Source organism: Paracoccaceae bacterium, from assembly GCA_019454225.1.
In the GTDB taxonomy this organism is placed as follows: domain Bacteria; phylum Pseudomonadota; class Alphaproteobacteria; order Rhodobacterales; family Rhodobacteraceae.
Genome location: CP075370.1, coordinates 3,116,407 through 3,131,357, shown reverse-complemented (window position 1 = coordinate 3,131,357; position 14,951 = coordinate 3,116,407). Strand labels below are relative to the sequence as shown.

At 70.0% G+C, this 14,951-nt stretch carries 15 protein-coding genes; 14 read left to right on the top strand and 1 reads right to left on the bottom strand.

Annotation, left to right across the window (positions count from 1 at the left end; genetic code table 11):
- Positions 1-2 precede the first annotated feature (2 nt).
- From KF887_14850 to recN, 14 genes are all read left to right on the top strand, one after another.
- On the top strand, positions 3-1,169 hold the full coding sequence (locus KF887_14850) for a cell division protein FtsW (GenBank protein QYK40676.1): 1,167 nt from the start codon (positions 3-5) through the stop codon (positions 1,167-1,169).
- Positions 1,166-2,263 carry a UDP-N-acetylglucosamine--N-acetylmuramyl-(pentapeptide) pyrophosphoryl-undecaprenol N-acetylglucosamine transferase gene (locus tag KF887_14845; protein QYK40675.1) on the top strand — a complete coding sequence of 366 codons (1,098 nt, stop codon included), beginning with the start codon at positions 1,166-1,168 and terminating at the stop codon, positions 2,261-2,263. The genes KF887_14850 and KF887_14845 overlap by 4 nt, the downstream gene beginning before the upstream one ends.
- Positions 2,260-3,681 (top strand): UDP-N-acetylmuramate--L-alanine ligase, encoded by a 1,422-nt coding sequence (locus tag KF887_14840; GenBank protein QYK40674.1) that lies wholly within the window; start codon positions 2,260-2,262, stop codon positions 3,679-3,681. The genes KF887_14845 and KF887_14840 overlap by 4 nt, the downstream gene beginning before the upstream one ends.
- Positions 3,678-3,950 carry a DUF2484 family protein gene (locus KF887_14835; protein QYK40673.1) on the top strand — a complete coding sequence of 91 codons (273 nt, stop codon included), beginning with the start codon at positions 3,678-3,680 and terminating at the stop codon, positions 3,948-3,950. Before KF887_14840 ends, KF887_14835 begins: the two co-directional genes overlap by 4 nt.
- Positions 3,947-4,192, top strand: a complete 246-nt coding sequence (locus tag KF887_14830) for a DUF2484 family protein (GenBank protein ID QYK40672.1) — start codon at positions 3,947-3,949, stop codon at positions 4,190-4,192. Before KF887_14835 ends, KF887_14830 begins: the two co-directional genes overlap by 4 nt.
- Positions 4,193-4,194: 2 nt before the next feature.
- Positions 4,195-4,458 carry a hypothetical protein gene (locus tag KF887_14825; protein ID QYK40671.1) on the top strand — a complete coding sequence of 88 codons (264 nt, stop codon included), beginning with the start codon at positions 4,195-4,197 and terminating at the stop codon, positions 4,456-4,458.
- A gap of 406 nt (positions 4,459-4,864) precedes the next feature.
- Complete coding sequence (gene murB, locus KF887_14820; GenBank protein ID QYK40670.1) at positions 4,865-5,788, top strand: UDP-N-acetylmuramate dehydrogenase; 924 nt, start codon at positions 4,865-4,867, stop codon at positions 5,786-5,788.
- A gap of 38 nt (positions 5,789-5,826) precedes the next feature.
- Positions 5,827-6,747 carry a D-alanine--D-alanine ligase gene (locus KF887_14815; protein ID QYK40669.1) on the top strand — a complete coding sequence of 307 codons (921 nt, stop codon included), beginning with the start codon at positions 5,827-5,829 and terminating at the stop codon, positions 6,745-6,747.
- Positions 6,735-7,628, top strand: coding sequence for a cell division protein FtsQ/DivIB (locus KF887_14810; protein ID QYK40668.1), 894 nt, complete (start codon positions 6,735-6,737; stop codon positions 7,626-7,628). The genes KF887_14815 and KF887_14810 overlap by 13 nt, the downstream gene beginning before the upstream one ends.
- On the top strand, positions 7,625-8,959 hold the full coding sequence (ftsA, locus tag KF887_14805) for a cell division protein FtsA (protein ID QYK40667.1): 1,335 nt from the start codon (positions 7,625-7,627) through the stop codon (positions 8,957-8,959). Before KF887_14810 ends, ftsA begins: the two co-directional genes overlap by 4 nt.
- Positions 8,960-9,172: 213 nt before the next feature.
- Positions 9,173-10,777 (top strand): cell division protein FtsZ, encoded by a 1,605-nt coding sequence (gene ftsZ / locus KF887_14800; protein QYK40666.1) that lies wholly within the window; start codon positions 9,173-9,175, stop codon positions 10,775-10,777.
- A gap of 207 nt (positions 10,778-10,984) precedes the next feature.
- Positions 10,985-11,905, top strand: a complete 921-nt coding sequence (locus KF887_14795) for a UDP-3-O-acyl-N-acetylglucosamine deacetylase (protein ID QYK40665.1) — start codon at positions 10,985-10,987, stop codon at positions 11,903-11,905.
- A gap of 122 nt (positions 11,906-12,027) precedes the next feature.
- Positions 12,028-12,870, top strand: a complete 843-nt coding sequence (locus tag KF887_14790; GenBank protein QYK40664.1) for an outer membrane protein assembly factor BamD — start codon at positions 12,028-12,030, stop codon at positions 12,868-12,870.
- Between the two features lie 76 nt (positions 12,871-12,946).
- Complete coding sequence (gene recN / locus KF887_14785) at positions 12,947-14,590, top strand: DNA repair protein RecN (protein ID QYK40663.1); 1,644 nt, start codon at positions 12,947-12,949, stop codon at positions 14,588-14,590.
- Here recN and KF887_14780 read toward each other — a convergent pair whose 3' ends face one another.
- Positions 14,591-14,929, bottom strand: coding sequence for a DUF4440 domain-containing protein (locus KF887_14780; GenBank protein QYK43595.1), 339 nt, complete (start codon positions 14,927-14,929; stop codon positions 14,591-14,593).
- Positions 14,930-14,951 lie beyond the last annotated feature (22 nt).

Genomic DNA, 14,951 nt, shown 5'->3' with positions numbered 1-14,951 from the left:
CCATGACTGAGATGGTCTATGGCTCGATGCCCTCACGGGTGGTCGAGCCGGTGCTTCCCCGTTGGTGGCGCACGATCGACCGCTGGACGATGATGGCGGTCTTCGCGCTGTTCGCCATCGGCATCCTGCTGGGGCTTGCGGCCTCGGTGCCGCTGGCGCAGCGCAACGGCCTCGATGCCTTCTACTACGTCCAGCGGCAGGCGTTCTTCGGCGGCGTGGCGCTTGCGGTCATGGTGCTGATCTCGATGGCGCCGCCCGCGATGGTGCGCCGGATGGGGGTGCTGCTGTTCCTCGGCGCCTTTGCCGCGCTGGCCGCGCTGCCGTTCCTCGGCACCGATTTCGGCAAGGGGGCGGTGCGGTGGTTCAGCCTCGGCTTCGCCTCGGTCCAGCCTTCGGAATTCCTGAAACCCGGCTTCGTCGTGCTGACCGCCTGGCTCATCGCCGCCAGCCACGAACCCACGGGGCCCGCCGGGCGCACATGGTCATTCGCGGTCACGCTGTGCATCGTGGCGCTGCTGGCGATACAGCCCGACTTCGGACAGGCGGCCCTGGTGCTGTTCGGCTGGGGCGTGGTCTATTTCGTTGGCGGGGCCCCGATGGTCCTGATCGTCGTCGTGATCGGCCTCGTGGCTGCGGGCGGTTTCGCCGCCTTCAACATGTCAGAGCATTTCGCCCGCCGCATCAACGGCTTCCTGACGCCCGACGTCGACCCCCGCACGCAGCTTGGCTATGCCACCAATGCGATCCAGGAAGGCGGCTTCTTCGGCGTGGGCGTGGGCGAGGGGCAGGTGAAGTGGTCGCTGCCCGATGCCCACACCGATTTCATCATCGCCGTCGCCGCCGAGGAATACGGGCTGCTGCTCGTGCTGTTCATCATCCTGCTCTATGCCACCGTCGTCGCCCGGTCGCTGTGGCGGCTGGTGCGCGAACGCGATCCGTTCATCCGGCTGGCGGGGGCGGGGCTGGCCTGCATCTTCGGGGTGCAGGCGATGATCAACATGGGCGTCGCGGTGCGCCTGTTGCCGGCCAAGGGCATGACCTTGCCGTTCGTCAGCTACGGCGGGTCGTCCGTCATCGCCGCCGGCATCACGCTCGGCTTCCTGCTGGCCTTGACGCGGACGCGCCCGCAGGGCGAAATCGGCGACATCTTCCACCGGAGGGGCGCGTGACGGCACCGCTTCTGCTCATCGCGGCGGGGGGCACCGGGGGGCACATGTTCCCCGCCCAGGCACTGGCCGAGGCGATGGTGCGTCGCGGCTGGCGGGTCAAGCTGTCGACCGATGACCGGGGCGCGCGCTATGCGGGCGGGTTCCCGCATGTGGTGCGGGTGGAACAGGTGGCATCGGCCACCTTCGCGCGGGGCGGCGCGGCGCAGAAGGCCATGGTGCCCTTCCGCATCGCGGGCGGCGCGATCGCCATGGCGGCGCGCATGCTGCGCGACCGGCCCGCCATGGTGGTGGGCTTCGGCGGCTATCCCTCGATTCCGGCGCTGTCGGCGGCCACGCTGCTGCGCCTGCCGCGCATGATCCACGAACAGAACGGCGTGCTGGGCCGCGTCAACCGGATCTTCGCGCGCCGGGTGATGGCGGTGGCCTGCGGCACCTGGCCCACCACGCTGCCCGACGGCGTGACGGGCACCCACACCGGCAATCCGGTCCGCGCCGCCGTGCGCGACCGCGCGGGCGCCGCCTACATCCCCCCCGGCGACTACCCGATGTCGCTGGTGGTCATCGGCGGGTCGCAGGGTGCGCGCATCCTGTCCGATACGGTGCCCGAGGCGGTGGCCCGCCTGCCCGGGCCGCTGCGCGAGCGGCTCCGCGTGGCCCACCAGGCCCGGCCCGAGGATGCGCCCCGCGTCATCGAAACCTATGCGCGGGCCGGTGTCCGGGCCGAGGTCGAGCCGTTCTTCCCCGATATCCCGCGCCGCCTGTCCGAGGCGCAACTGGTCGTGTCGCGCTCCGGCGCCTCGTCGATCGCCGACATCACCGCGATCGGCCGCCCGGCCATCCTGATCCCCTATGCCGCCGCCGCCGCCGACCACCAGACTGCCAACGCCCGCGGCATGGTCGAGGGCGAGGCCGCGATCCTGATCCCCGAATCCGCCCTTGACGCGCCCACGCTGGCGTCGCACATGGCCGCGATCCTCGAAAATCCCGGGGCGGCGGCGCGCATGGCCGCGAATGCCCTGTCTCTCGGCCGACCCGACGCCACCGATGCGCTCGTCGAACTGGTCCTCACGCTGTCCGGAAGCTCCGCCCCATGAACGCAACGAAACTGCCCCTGGAACTCGGCCCCATCCATTTCGTCGGCATCGGCGGCATCGGCATGTCGGGCATCGCCGAGGTGCTGATGACCGCAGGCTACCGCGTGCAGGGCTCCGACGCCAAGGCGTCGAAGATCACCGATCGGCTGGTGAAACTGGGCGCCACCTTCTTCGAGGGGCAGCGGGCCGAGAACCTGGGCGACGCGGCGGTGGTCGTGGTCTCCTCCGCCATCAAGCGCGGCAACCCCGAGCTCGAGGAAGCGCGCCGCCGCAAGCTGCCGGTGGTCCGCCGGGCCGAGATGCTGGCCGAACTGATGCGACTGCGCTCGAACATCGCCATCGCGGGCACCCACGGCAAGACCACCACCACCACCATGGTGGCGACCCTGCTGGACAAGGGCGGGTTCGACCCCACGGTGATCAACGGCGGTGTCATCCACGCCTACGGCTCCAACGCGCGGGCGGGCGCGGGCGAATGGATGGTGGTCGAGGCCGACGAATCCGACGGCAGCTTCAACCGCCTGCCCGCCACCATCGCCATCGTCACCAACATCGACCCCGAACACATGGAGCACTGGGGAACCTTCGACGCGCTGCGCAAGGGCTTCCTCGATTTCGTGTCGAACATCCCGTTCTACGGCCTTGCCGTCTGCTGCACCGACCATCCCGAGGTGCAGACGCTGGTGGGCCGCATCACAGACCGCCGCGTGGTGACCTTCGGGTTCAACGCCCAGGCCGATGTCCGCGCCGTCAACCTGCGCTACGAGAACGGCTTTCCCGCCTTCGACATCCTGCTGCAGCATGAGGGCGAGGGCGCGGTGATCGAGGGCTGCACCCTGCCGATGCCGGGCGACCACAACGTGTCGAACGCCCTCGCCGCCGTCGCCGTGGCCCGCCATCTCGGCATGAAGAAGGCCGAGATCCGCGATGCCCTGGCAGGCTTCGCGGGCGTCAACCGCCGCTTCACCCGCGTCGGCGAATGGCGCGGCATCCCGATCATCGACGACTATGGCCATCATCCGGTGGAAATCGCCGCCGTCCTCAAGGCCGCGCGCCGCGCCATCGGCGGCAATCCCGGCGGTCGCATCATCGCCATCCACCAGCCGCACCGCTACACCCGCCTGTCGCATCTGTTCGAGGATTTCTGCACCTGCTTCAACGAGGCCGATGTGGTGGCCATCGCCGAAGTCTATGCGGCGGGCGAGGAACCGATCCCCGGCGCCACCCGCGACGATCTGGTGGCGGGCCTCATCGCCCATGGCCACCGCCACGCCCGGGCCCTGCTGGACGAGGCCGACCTCGAACGGCTGGTCCGCGAACAGGCTCGTCCCGGCGACATCGTGGTCTGCCTCGGCGCGGGCACGATCAGCGCCTGGGCAGGCGCCTTGCCCGCCCGACTGATGGGGCAGGCTGCATGACCCACGCGCTGACCGCCGCCTGTCTCTGGGCCCTTGCCGCGACGCTGACGGCCTTCCTGCCGTTCCGCCGGCAGATGGTGCCGGGCATCGCGCTGCTGGCCGCCGCCCCCGTCATCCTGATCTGGATCGGGGCCGAGCACGGGCCCTGGCTGGCGCTCGCCGCGACCCTGGGTTTCCTCAGCATGTTCCGCAACCCGCTGATCCACCTCTGGCGCCGCGCCACCGGCCGGGCCGCACCGCCGTCCCCGGAACCGGAGCACCGCGAATGACCCCCGCGCTCGCCGCCGCCTGCCTCTGGGCCATCGTCGCCAATCTCGCGGCCATGCTGCCCTCGCGCTGCAACCACTGGCCGCAGGCCATGGTGCTGATTGCAACCGGCATCCCGATCCTCGGCTGGGTGACCTGGACGAACGGGCCGTTCTGGGGCATCGCGGTCTTTGCCGCCGGGGCAAGCCTGCTGCGCTGGCCGCTCTTTCACCTCTGGCGCCACCTGCGCCGCCGCGCGGGCTGACGATGGAGCGTGCCCTCCTCATCGCGCTGGCCGTGGCGGGGGCAGGGGGACTGGCCGGATACGGCATGGGCCGCGCGGGCTGGCGGACGGCGGGCATCGCCGTGGCCGCGGGCCTCGCGCTCGCTGCGGGCCTGCTGCTGCTGTCCGCCCGCGGTCGCCCCGGGTTCGACGGCATCGGCCAGGTGATCCTTGCCGTGTTCTTCGCCGCCCCGGCCGCGACCGGCTGCGCCCTGGGCCTCTGGTGGGGGCTGCGTCGGCGGGGCTAACCTCGGGCGCCGCGCCCGGCGCTACGGTCTGACATGGCGCGCGAAGCCGACCACCTCACCCGCCCGCCGCCCGACGGGATCGACCGCCTCCGCGCCGAAACAGCACATCTGCAAACCCGAAACCGCCACGATGCCGTCGATGCTGCGAAGGCACAGCGCCCGATGCGGGTTCCGGCACATCCGACCCTGCCGTCGCGCGGTTGCAGGCCCTGATCCCTGTCACCGGGATTGTGACCGGCACCGGCGGACCGGGTCCCTGGACGCCCCCCGGTGTCGGGACAGATGCCATACGCGTGCCAGACGCGTGCCAGACGCAGGCTGGCACGGGTTTCCCTGCAATCCCGGGGGGTTGGCCTTGTCGCGACACAGGTTGCGAAAACCGGCGTCGCGCGCTATCCCGCGCGCCATGCAACTCCCGACCCCTCGCGGCCCGCTGACCCCCGACCGGCCCCTGGCCGACCTGACCTGGCTGCGTGTCGGCGGCCCGGCGGACTGGCTGTTCCAGCCTGCCGATGCCGAGGATCTCAGGGCCTTCCTTGCGGCGCTCGACCCCGCCGTTCCGGTCTTTCCGATGGGCGTCGGCTCCAACCTGATCGTGCGGGACGGTGGCATCCGGGGGGTCGTCATCCGGCTGGGACGCGGGTTCAATGCCATTGAAATAAAAGGTGAATTCGTCACCGCAGGGGCGGCGGCGCTGGATGCCCACGTGGCGCGCCGCGCGGCGGAACAGGGCCGCGACCTGACCTTCCTGCGCACCATCCCGGGCAGCATCGGCGGCGCGGTGCGGATGAACGCCGGGTGCTATGGGCACTATGTTGCCGACCGCTTGCACGAGGTGCGCATCGTCACCCGCACGGGTCGCGTGGAAACCTTGCCCGCCGCCGCCCTGTCCTTGCGCTACCGCCAGTCCGACCTGCCCGAGGGCGCGGTCATCATTGCCGCCACGTTCCGCGCCCCCCCCGGCGACCCCGCCGCGCTCGAGGCCCGGATGGCTGACCAGATCGCCCGCCGCGATGCCAGCCAGCCCACAAGGGATAGGTCGGCCGGCAGCACCTTCCGCAACCCGTTGGGGCGATCCTCGACCGGCCAGGCCGATGACACGCATGAACTGAAGGCCTGGAAGGTGATCCAGGACGCCGGCATGCGCGGCGCCACGCGGGGCGGCGCCCTGATGTCGCCGATGCACGCCAATTTCCTGATCAACACCGGCACCGCCACCGCCGCCGACCTCGAGGGCCTGGGCGAGGAGGTGCGAAAAAAGGTTTTCCAAAACAGCGGGATCACGCTAGAGTGGGAAATCATGCGCGTCGGCGAACCGGCGCGAACATAACAACACAAAGGGGCGCAAAGCCCCGCACAGGCAAGATGATGGCGGGCATGTCGAGCAGGGCAGCCCCCAGGGTGGCGGTTCTGATGGGTGGCCCTTCCTCCGAGCGGGAGGTGAGCCTGTCGACCGGGCGCGGCTGCGCGGATGCCCTGGTGGAGGCAGGTTATCAGGTGATCGAGGTCGATGCCGGCCCCGATCTTGCCGCGCGACTGACCGATCTCGCGCCCGATGTCGCCTTCAACGCCCTGCACGGCCGCTGGGGCGAGGATGGCTGCGTGCAGGGCATGCTGGAATGGCTGCGTATCCCCTACACGCATTCGGGCGTGCTGGCCTCGGCGCTTGCGATGGACAAGCAGCGCACCAAGGATGCCTACCGCGCGGCCGGGCTGCCGGTGGTGGACAGCGTCATCGTCTCGCGGGAAGACGTTGAAAGGCAACATGTTTTGCCCCCGCCTTATGTGGTCAAGCCGAACAACGAGGGGTCGTCGGTCGGTGTCTATCTGGTGATGCCCGGCGCGAATGCGCCGCGGCTGGCCGCCAGCATGCCCGCGCAGGTGATGGCCGAAGCCTATGTCCCGGGGCGCGAGCTGACGGTCACGGTGATGGGCAGCCGCGCGCTCTGCGTCACCGACATCCTGACCGACGGCTGGTATGATTATGACGCGAAATACGCCCCCGGCGGTTCGCGCCACGTCTGCCCGGCGCAGATCCCCGATGCGATCGCGCGGGCCTGCATGGACCATGCCCTGACCGCGCATCACGCGCTCGGCTGTCGCGGCATCAGCCGCACCGATTTCCGCTGGGACGAGACCCGGGGGATCGACGGCCTGTTCCTGCTCGAAACCAACACGCAGCCGGGCATGACCCCGACATCGCTCGCCCCCGAACAGGCGTCAGTCATGGGCATCTCGTTCCCCGCGCTCTGCGACTGGCTGGTGAAGGATGCGTCATGCGATCGCTGATCCGCCGCCCGCCCGATCCCCTGCGCCGCGACCCGGCGCCCAGCCGCTGGTCCTACCGCATGCACCGCCTGTGGCTGACGCCGGTGTTCCGGCGGGTCACGCGCGTCGGCATCCCGGCCTTCGTGATCACGTTTGCCACCGGGCTCTACCTCGCCGACGAGGCACGGCGGATGCAGCTGACCGAGGCGGTCGTGTCGCTGCGTGACGAGGTGAAGAACCGGCCGCAGTTCATGGTCACGCTGATGTCGGTGGAGGGCGCGTCGCCCGCGCTTGCCGAAACGGTGCGGCAGGCCCTGGCGCTGCCGCTGCCGCTGTCATCGCTCGACCTTGACCTCGACGCGGCCCGGCAGCGGGTCGAGGGCATCGACGCCGTCGCCTCGGCACTGCTGCGGGTCCAGCCGGGCGGCGTGCTGCAGGTGGCAGTCACCGAGCGCGAGCCTGCGGTCGTCTGGCGCGGGCCGCAGGGCCTGATCCTGCTCGATGACACCGGCCACCGCATCGCCGCGCTCGAGACACGGGCCGAACGCGCCGACCTGCCGTTGATCGCGGGCGAGGGCGCGGAACATGCGGTGCCCGAGGCGCTGAGCCTGATCCTGTCCTCGGGCCCGCTGCTGCCGCGCCTGCGCGGCCTGGTCCGGTTGGGCGACCGGCGGTGGGACCTGGTGCTGGACCGCGACCAGCGGATCCTGCTGCCGCAGGTCGATCCGCTGTCCGCCCTGGAACGCTTCATCGCCATCGACATGGCGCAGTCCATCCTGTCGCGCGATCTGGTCGCAGTGGACCTGCGCCACCCCGACCGCCCCGTCCTGCGCCTCTCGACCTACGCGCTTGTGGAACTGCGCCGCCAACGCGGCATCCTGCCCCCGGAGACCGACCTGTGACCGATCTCTACCAGACCCAGCGTGCCATGCGGCACATGCGCCGCGCCGCCCTGTCCCGGGGCGTTCTGGCAATCCTCGACATCGGCACCTCCAAGGTGGCCTGCCTGATCCTGCGCTTCGATCCGCAGGCCAGCCCGCGCGAGACCGATGGCGTCGGGCCGCTGGCCGGACAGGCGAATTTCCGCGTGATCGGTGCCGCCACCACCCGGTCGCGCGGCGTGCAGTTCGGCGAGATCAGCGTGATGGGCGAAACCGAACGCGCGATCCGTACCGCCGTGCAGCAGGCGCAGAAGATGGCGAACGTGCGTGTCGACCATGTCATCGCCTGTTTCTCGGGGGCCGAGCCGCGCAGCTATGGCCTTGCGGGGGAATGGGAACTCCAGGATTCGGTGGTGACCGAACAGGATGTCGCGCGTGTGCTGGCTGCCTGTGACGTGCCCGACATCGGCCGCGGCCGCGAGGTGCTGCATGCGCAGCCCGTCAACTTCGCGCTCGACCACCGGACCGGCCTCGGCGACCCGCGCGGCCAGATCGGCAACCGGCTGGCCTGCGACATGCACATGCTGTCGGTCGAGGCCGATGTGGTGTCGAACATCATCCACTGCATCAAGCGCTGCGATCTCGAGGTCGCGGGGCTGGCGTCATCCGCCTATGTCTCGGGGATCGCGGCACTGGTCGAGGACGAGCAGGAACTTGGCGCCGCCTGCATCGACATGGGCGGGGGGGCGACCGGCCTGTCGATCTTCATCAAGAAGCACATGATCTATGCCGACTCGGTGCGCATGGGCGGCGACCACGTCACCTCGGACATCTCCAAGGGCCTCCAGGTGCCGATGGCGGTGGCCGAGCGCATCAAGACCAAGCACGGCGGCATCTTCGCCACCGGCATGGACGACCGCGAGATGATCGAGATCGGCGGCGACAGCGGTGACTGGGACAAGGACCGCCGCGCCGTCAGCCGCACCGAACTGATCGGCATCATGCGCCCGCGGGTCGAGGAAATCCTCGAGGAAATGCGCCTGCGCCTGGATGCGGCAGGGTTCGACAGCCTGCCGTCGCAGCAGATCGTGCTGACCGGCGGCGCCAGCCAGATCCCCGGGCTCGACGGCCTGGCCAGCCGCATCCTCGGGCAGCGTGTGCGCCTTGGCCGTCCGCTGCGGGTGCAGGGCCTGCCGCAGGCGGTCACGGGCGCGGCCTTTGCCAGTTCCGTCGGGCTCTGCCTGTTCGCGGCCCATCCGCAGGACGAATGGTGGGATTTCGACATTCCCGTGGATCGCTATTCGGCGCGATCCCTGAAAAGGGCGATCAGATGGCTGCGCGACAACTGGTGACCCCCATATCCTGCGATCCATCCGAAATCGCGCGGAAACCCGCCGTCGACCCGCCACATTTTGTGGCGAACCGGTGTTTTTCTCGTGACCTTTGGGCGGGTTGTGGATAGATTCGGCGATCAATCGGGGGATCGCGCCGGGACAGGCGCGCATACCCCCAAGAAACGGACCGGGACCACGGGCGGCGTGAACGACAAGGCAGGGCGAAACGGCATGGCACTCAATCTGATGATGACCTCGCAGCGCGAAGAGTTGAAGCCGCGCATCACCGTCTTCGGGGTCGGCGGGGCGGGCGGCAACGCCGTCAACAACATGATCGACAAGCAGCTTGAGGGCGTCGAGTTCGTCGTGGCGAACACCGATGCCCAGGCGCTTGCGCAAAGCCGCGCCAACGCGGCGATCCAGATGGGCATCAAGGTGACCGAGGGTCTGGGCGCGGGGGCCAAGCCGCAGATCGGCGCCGCCGCCGCCGAGGAATCGATCGAGGCGATCGTCGACCATCTGGCGGGGGCGCACATGTGCTTCATCACCGCCGGCATGGGCGGCGGCACCGGCACCGGCGCCGCCCCGATCATCGCGCAGGCCGCGCGGGAACTGGGCGTGCTGACCGTCGGCGTGGTGACCAAGCCCTTCCAGTTCGAGGGCAACAAGCGGATGAAGCAGGCCGAAGAGGGGATCGAGGCGCTTCAGAAAGTCGTCGATACGCTGATCATCATCCCCAACCAGAACCTGTTCCGGCTGGCCAACGAACGCACCACCTTTACCGAAGCCTTCGCCATGGCCGACGATGTGCTCTACCAGGGCGTCAAGGGCGTGACCGACCTGATGGTGCGCCCCGGCCTGATCAACCTCGACTTTGCCGACGTGCGCTCGGTGATGGACGAGATGGGCAAGGCCATGATGGGCACCGGCGAGGCGACGGGCGAGGATCGCGCGGTGCAGGCCGCCGAAAAGGCCATCGCCAACCCGCTCCTGGACGAGATCAGCCTGAACGGCGCCAAGGGCGTGCTGATCAACATCACCGGCGGCTATGACCTGACGCTGTTCGAGGTGGACGAGGCCGCGAACATCATCCGCGAAAAGGTCGATCCGGACGCCAACATCATCGTGGGCAGCACGCTCGATACCGGGATGGAAGGCGCGATCCGCGTGTCGGTTGTCGCGACCGGAATCGATGCGACCGCCGCGAACCGGGCCGAGCCGGTGGCAGGCCGCCGCGCGGCTGCCGCCGCAGCGGCACCGATGGCCGCATTCGTGCCCCCGGCCCCTGCGGCCCGCGCGCCCGAGGTGCCCCTGACCGTGGCGGTCACGCCGGCCCCCGCGGCCGCACCCGAGCCCGACCTGTTCGCCGCGGCGCCCGAACACGAAGCGGTGGAAGAGGTGCAGGACGAACTGCCCCCGCCGGTCTACCGCCCGCAGCCTGCCGCAACCCGTCCGGCGGCGCCGGTGCAGCGCGCCGCACCTGCGGCGGCGGCCACGCCCGACACCTATGTCGCCCCGCGCCCCCGCGCGACCGGCACGCCCTCGCCCGAGGCGCTTGCACGGCTCCAGGCCGCGGTCAGCAAGGTGCCCGGGCAGCGCGTGGCGCAGCCCGCTGCCGCAGCGGCTCCGGCTGCGAAACCGGCTGCCGAACGCCCGCGCTTCGGCATCGGATCGCTGATCAACCGGATGGCCGGTCATGCGGCGGAACCGCCCGCGGAACGCGCTGCGGCCCCGCGTGCCCAGCCGCCGGTAACGCAGTATGATGACGAGGCCGAGATGACGCCCGAACAGGAACGCATCGAGATTCCCGCGTTCCTGCGTCGTCAGGCGAACTGAGACGCTGTCACGAAGCGTTCGGAAAGGCCCGCGGCAACGCGGGCTTTTTCCTTTTTATATCAACGCTTTAGGCAGGGGGTCCGGGCTGTTACACCCCGTCACAAAGAGTGAGTTGTGGCGCTGCGTCATGTCACTTACCTAAAATGCGCGGCAACCGATGGGCACCAGTCCAGGGTTGCCGGGTGGAACGATGATGGATTCTCTCAGGTGCAGCACACGCTGAAATCGGATGTCGCCTTCGCCGGGGTCGGCCTGCACAGCGGGCGGCCCGTGCGTCTTGTGCTGCGTCCCGCCTCGGCAGACTACGGCATCTGGTTCCGCCGCACCGATCTTCAGACCGGCGACACGATGGTGCCCGCCCGCTGGGATGCGGTGGTGCCGTCGCGCCTGTGCACGCTGGTCGCCAATGCCGAAGGCGTGCAGGTGTCGACCGTCGAGCATCTGATGGCCGCGCTTGCCGGAACCGGTGTCCAGAACGCCCTGATCGAGATCGACGGGCCCGAGGTGCCGATTCTCGACGGATCGGCCCGGCCTTTCGTATCGCGCATCCTGCGCGCCGGTCTGCGGCCGCAGGCGTCGCCGGTGCGCGCCCTGCGCATCCTGCGCAGCGTCGAGGTGCGCGATGGCGAGGCCGTGGCGCGACTCGATCCCTCGGACATGCTGGAGATCGACTTCCGCATCGACTTTCAGGCCCCGGCCATCGGCCGCCAGGAAAAGCACATGTCGATGGCCAACGGCGCCTTCGTCCGCGAACTGTGCGACAGCCGCACCTTCTGCCTTCAGACCGATGTCGACGCGATGCGCGCCAGCGGCCTGGCCCTTGGCGGCACCTATGACAATGCCGTGGTCTTCGACGGCGCGCGAATCCTGTCTCCGGGCGGGCTGCGCCACAGCGACGAACCCGTCCGGCACAAGATGCTGGATGCGCTTGGCGACCTGGCGCTTGCCGGCGGGCCGGTTCTTGGCCGTTACACCGGTGTCCGCGCGGGCCACGCGCTGACCAACCGGCTGCTGCGCGCGGTGTTTGCCGATCCGGCCAACCATGCCTGGGTCGATTGCACCTCGCCCACGGGGCGCAAGCTGCCGGGTGTGGGCGTTGCGCTGGCCGATGTGCCGCGCGTCGCCTGATTCATGGGGCTCATCACAGCCGATAGAACCGAAAGGCGTTTTGCGCCCCGTTTTTTTCTGTGCTAGGACGGGCCAACCGCTTTGAAAGGCGGGCAGGCGAACGACGTTGAGGTAGACGGATCATGGGCTCCAGCAGGGTGCGCGCGCGGGTGGTCGGCACGGCGCTGCTGCTGGCGGTGCTGGCTGGCTGCGGTGGAACACGTCAGCGCGAGGCTCCGCTGGACACGCTCGAACCCGAGGTGATCTACAAGCGCGCCGAGTTCGCCCTGGCCAACGACCGCCGCCCGACCGAGGCGATTCGGCTGTTCTCCGAGGTCGAGCGGCTTTATCCCTATTCGGAATGGGCCAAGCGCGCGCTGATCATGCAGGCCTTCGCCCAGCACAAGGCGCGCAGCTACGAAGATGCGCGGGCGGCCGCGCAGCGCTTCCTCGATTTCTATCCGGGCGATGAGGATGCGGCCTATGCGCAGTATCTTCTGGCGCTGTCCTACTATGACCAGATCGACGAGGTCGGGCGCGACCAGGGGCTGACCTTCCAGGCCCTCCAGGGCATGCGCGAGGTGATCGAGCGCTATCCCGACAGCGACTATGCCCGTTCCGCGATCCTGAAGTTCGACCTCGCCTTCGACCATCTGGCGGCCAAGGAGATGGAGATCGGGCGCTACTACCTGAAGAAGGGCCACTACTCCGCGGCGATCAACCGCTTCAGGACGGTGGTGCAGGATTTCCAGACCACCACGCATACCGCCGAGGCGCTGCACCGGCTGGTCGAGGGATATCTGGCGCTCGGCCTGACCGACGAGGCGCAGACCGCTGCGGCGATTCTGGGCCACAACTATCAGGCCTCGCCCTTCTACCAGGACAGTTTCGCCCTGCTGAAAGGCCGTGGCCTGGAGCCCGAGGCGCGCGGCGAGGGCTGGCTGCGCCGGGTCTATCGCCAGGTGATCCGGGGCGAGTGGTTGTGACCGTGGGTGCGCGCAGGCGCACCCTCCGCAACCGGGGCAGGGGGCGCACCGCCACATCGCGCGCGGGAAATCCGGGATGCTCCTGACACTCGACATCCGCGACGTTCTGATCATCGACCGCCTGTCGCTGGCCTTCCAGCCGGGCCTGAACGTGCTGACCGGCGAGACCGGGGCCGGCAAGTCGATCCTGCTCGACGCGCTCGGTCTGGTGCTGGGCTGGCGCGGCCGGGCCGATCTGGTGCGACAGGGCGCGGCGCAGGGCGAGGTCGAGGCGGTGTTCCGCCTGCCCCCCGGCCATGCCGCCCGATCGGTCCTGCAGGAGGCGGGGCTGCCAGTGGCCGACGACCTCGTGCTGCGCCGGGTCAGCGCGGCCGACGGGCGCAAGACGGCCTGGGTGAACGACCGGCGCACCAGTGGCGAGACGTTGCGCGCCCTGTCCGATACGCTGGTGGAACTGCACGGCCAGCACGATGACCGGGGCCTGCTGAACCCGCGGGGGCATCGTGCATTGCTCGATGCCTTCGCGGGGGCAGATGCCGCGCCGGTCCGGGCGGCCTGGACCGCGCAGGCCCAGGCCCGCCGCGCCCTTGCCGAGGCCGAGGCGGCGCTGTCCGCCGCGCGCACGGAAGAGGATTTCCTGCGTCATGCGGTGGCCGAGCTTGACCGGCTGTCCCCGGAACCCGGCGAGGATGCCGCGCTCGACACCCGCCGCCGTGCCATGCAGGGCGCGGCGCGCATCCGCGGCGACGTGGCCCGCGCGCTCGATGCCCTGGGAATGGACGGGGCGGGGCGTGCGCTGACCGATGCGCTGCGGTGGCTCGAGGCAGCGGCCGACCGCGCCGAGGGACGGCTCGAGGCGCCGGTTGCCGCGCTGAACCGCGCCCTGATCGAACTGGCAGAGGCCGAGGCGGGGGTCGAATCCTGCCTTGGCGCCATGGATGACGACCCGCGGGAACTTGAACGGGTCGAGGAACGGCTGTTCGCGATCCGCGCCATGGCACGCAAGCACGGCGTGGCCCCCGACGACCTCGCGGGGCTTGCCGGCGCCCTGCGCGACCGTCTGGCGGCGATTGACGGCGGCGCGCGTGGCCTGACCGGCCTGCGGCAGGCCGAACAGGCGGCCGCGGCAGCCTATGACCTTGCCGCCGCGTCGCTTTCGACCGCGCGGGCCGAGGCGGCGGCGCGGCTCGACATGGCCATGGCCGAGGAACTTGCCCCGCTGAAGATGGAACGCGCCCGCTTCAGCACGGTCGTGGCACCGGGCGAACCGGGCCCCGAGGGCGCCGACATGGTGACCTTCACGGTCGCCACGAACCCCGGAGCACCGCCCGGTCCGCTTGACCGCATCGCCTCGGGCGGGGAACTCTCGCGGTTCCTGCTGGCACTCAAGGTCTGTCTGGCCGGGCAGACCCCGGGCCTGACGATGATCTTCGACGAGATCGACAGGGGCGTGGGCGGGGCCACCGCTGCCGCGGTGGGGCGGCGGCTGGCGGCGCTCGCGCAGGGTGCGCAGGTTCTGGTTGTCACGCATTCGCCGCAGGTCGCGGCGCTTGGCGCGCATCACTGGCGGGTCGAGAAACATGTGGACGGGGACATGACCACTTCGACGGTCGTGCCGCTCGACCCGGCGGCGCGGGTCGAGGAAATCGCGCGCATGCTGGCGGGTGATACGGTGTCGGGTGCGGCGCGCGAGGCGGCGCGCGTGCTGCTGGACGGCTAGTCAGGCGACCGGCGCAAATGCCAGTTGCTCTGCCGTCCAGCCATTCCCGCCCCGCAGCAGCGTCGCGGTCAGCATCGCCGCCTGACGCGGCATCTCTTGCCCGCCTGCATCGCATAGCCCTGAAATCACAAAGCGTTGCGCGACGATCCTCAGGTGTTCGGCAGGGGCGCGGCAGGTGGCCCTGCCACCCACGACCCGCGCCCGGGCAAGGGCGCCCCGCCGTTCCGCCCGCATCGCCGCAAAGATCGCGTCGCGCCCCTCGCACCACTGCCCGCTGAGCGTCAGCATCCCGGCAGATGTCGCCAGCACCGCCGCGAGGAGGTCGGCATCCCCGGCCATCCAGGCGGAGGCAAAGGCCCGC

Coding starts and splice junctions, on each gene's coding strand:
- KF887_14850 (QYK40676.1), top strand. CDS start 3: ATGACTGAGATGGTCTATGGCTCGATGCCCTCACGGGTGGTCGAGCCG.
- KF887_14840 (QYK40674.1), top strand. CDS start 2,260: ATGAACGCAACGAAACTGCCCCTGGAACTCGGCCCCATCCATTTCGTC.
- KF887_14835 (QYK40673.1), top strand. CDS start 3,678: ATGACCCACGCGCTGACCGCCGCCTGTCTCTGGGCCCTTGCCGCGACG.
- KF887_14830 (QYK40672.1), top strand. CDS start 3,947: ATGACCCCCGCGCTCGCCGCCGCCTGCCTCTGGGCCATCGTCGCCAAT.
- KF887_14825 (QYK40671.1), top strand. CDS start 4,195: ATGGAGCGTGCCCTCCTCATCGCGCTGGCCGTGGCGGGGGCAGGGGGA.
- murB (QYK40670.1), top strand. CDS start 4,865: ATGCAACTCCCGACCCCTCGCGGCCCGCTGACCCCCGACCGGCCCCTG.
- KF887_14815 (QYK40669.1), top strand. CDS start 5,827: ATGGCGGGCATGTCGAGCAGGGCAGCCCCCAGGGTGGCGGTTCTGATG.
- KF887_14810 (QYK40668.1), top strand. CDS start 6,735: ATGCGATCGCTGATCCGCCGCCCGCCCGATCCCCTGCGCCGCGACCCG.
- ftsZ (QYK40666.1), top strand. CDS start 9,173: ATGGCACTCAATCTGATGATGACCTCGCAGCGCGAAGAGTTGAAGCCG.
- KF887_14790 (QYK40664.1), top strand. CDS start 12,028: ATGGGCTCCAGCAGGGTGCGCGCGCGGGTGGTCGGCACGGCGCTGCTG.
- recN (QYK40663.1), top strand. CDS start 12,947: ATGCTCCTGACACTCGACATCCGCGACGTTCTGATCATCGACCGCCTG.
- KF887_14780 (QYK43595.1), bottom strand. CDS start 14,929: ATGGCCGGGGATGCCGACCTCCTCGCGGCGGTGCTGGCGACATCTGCC.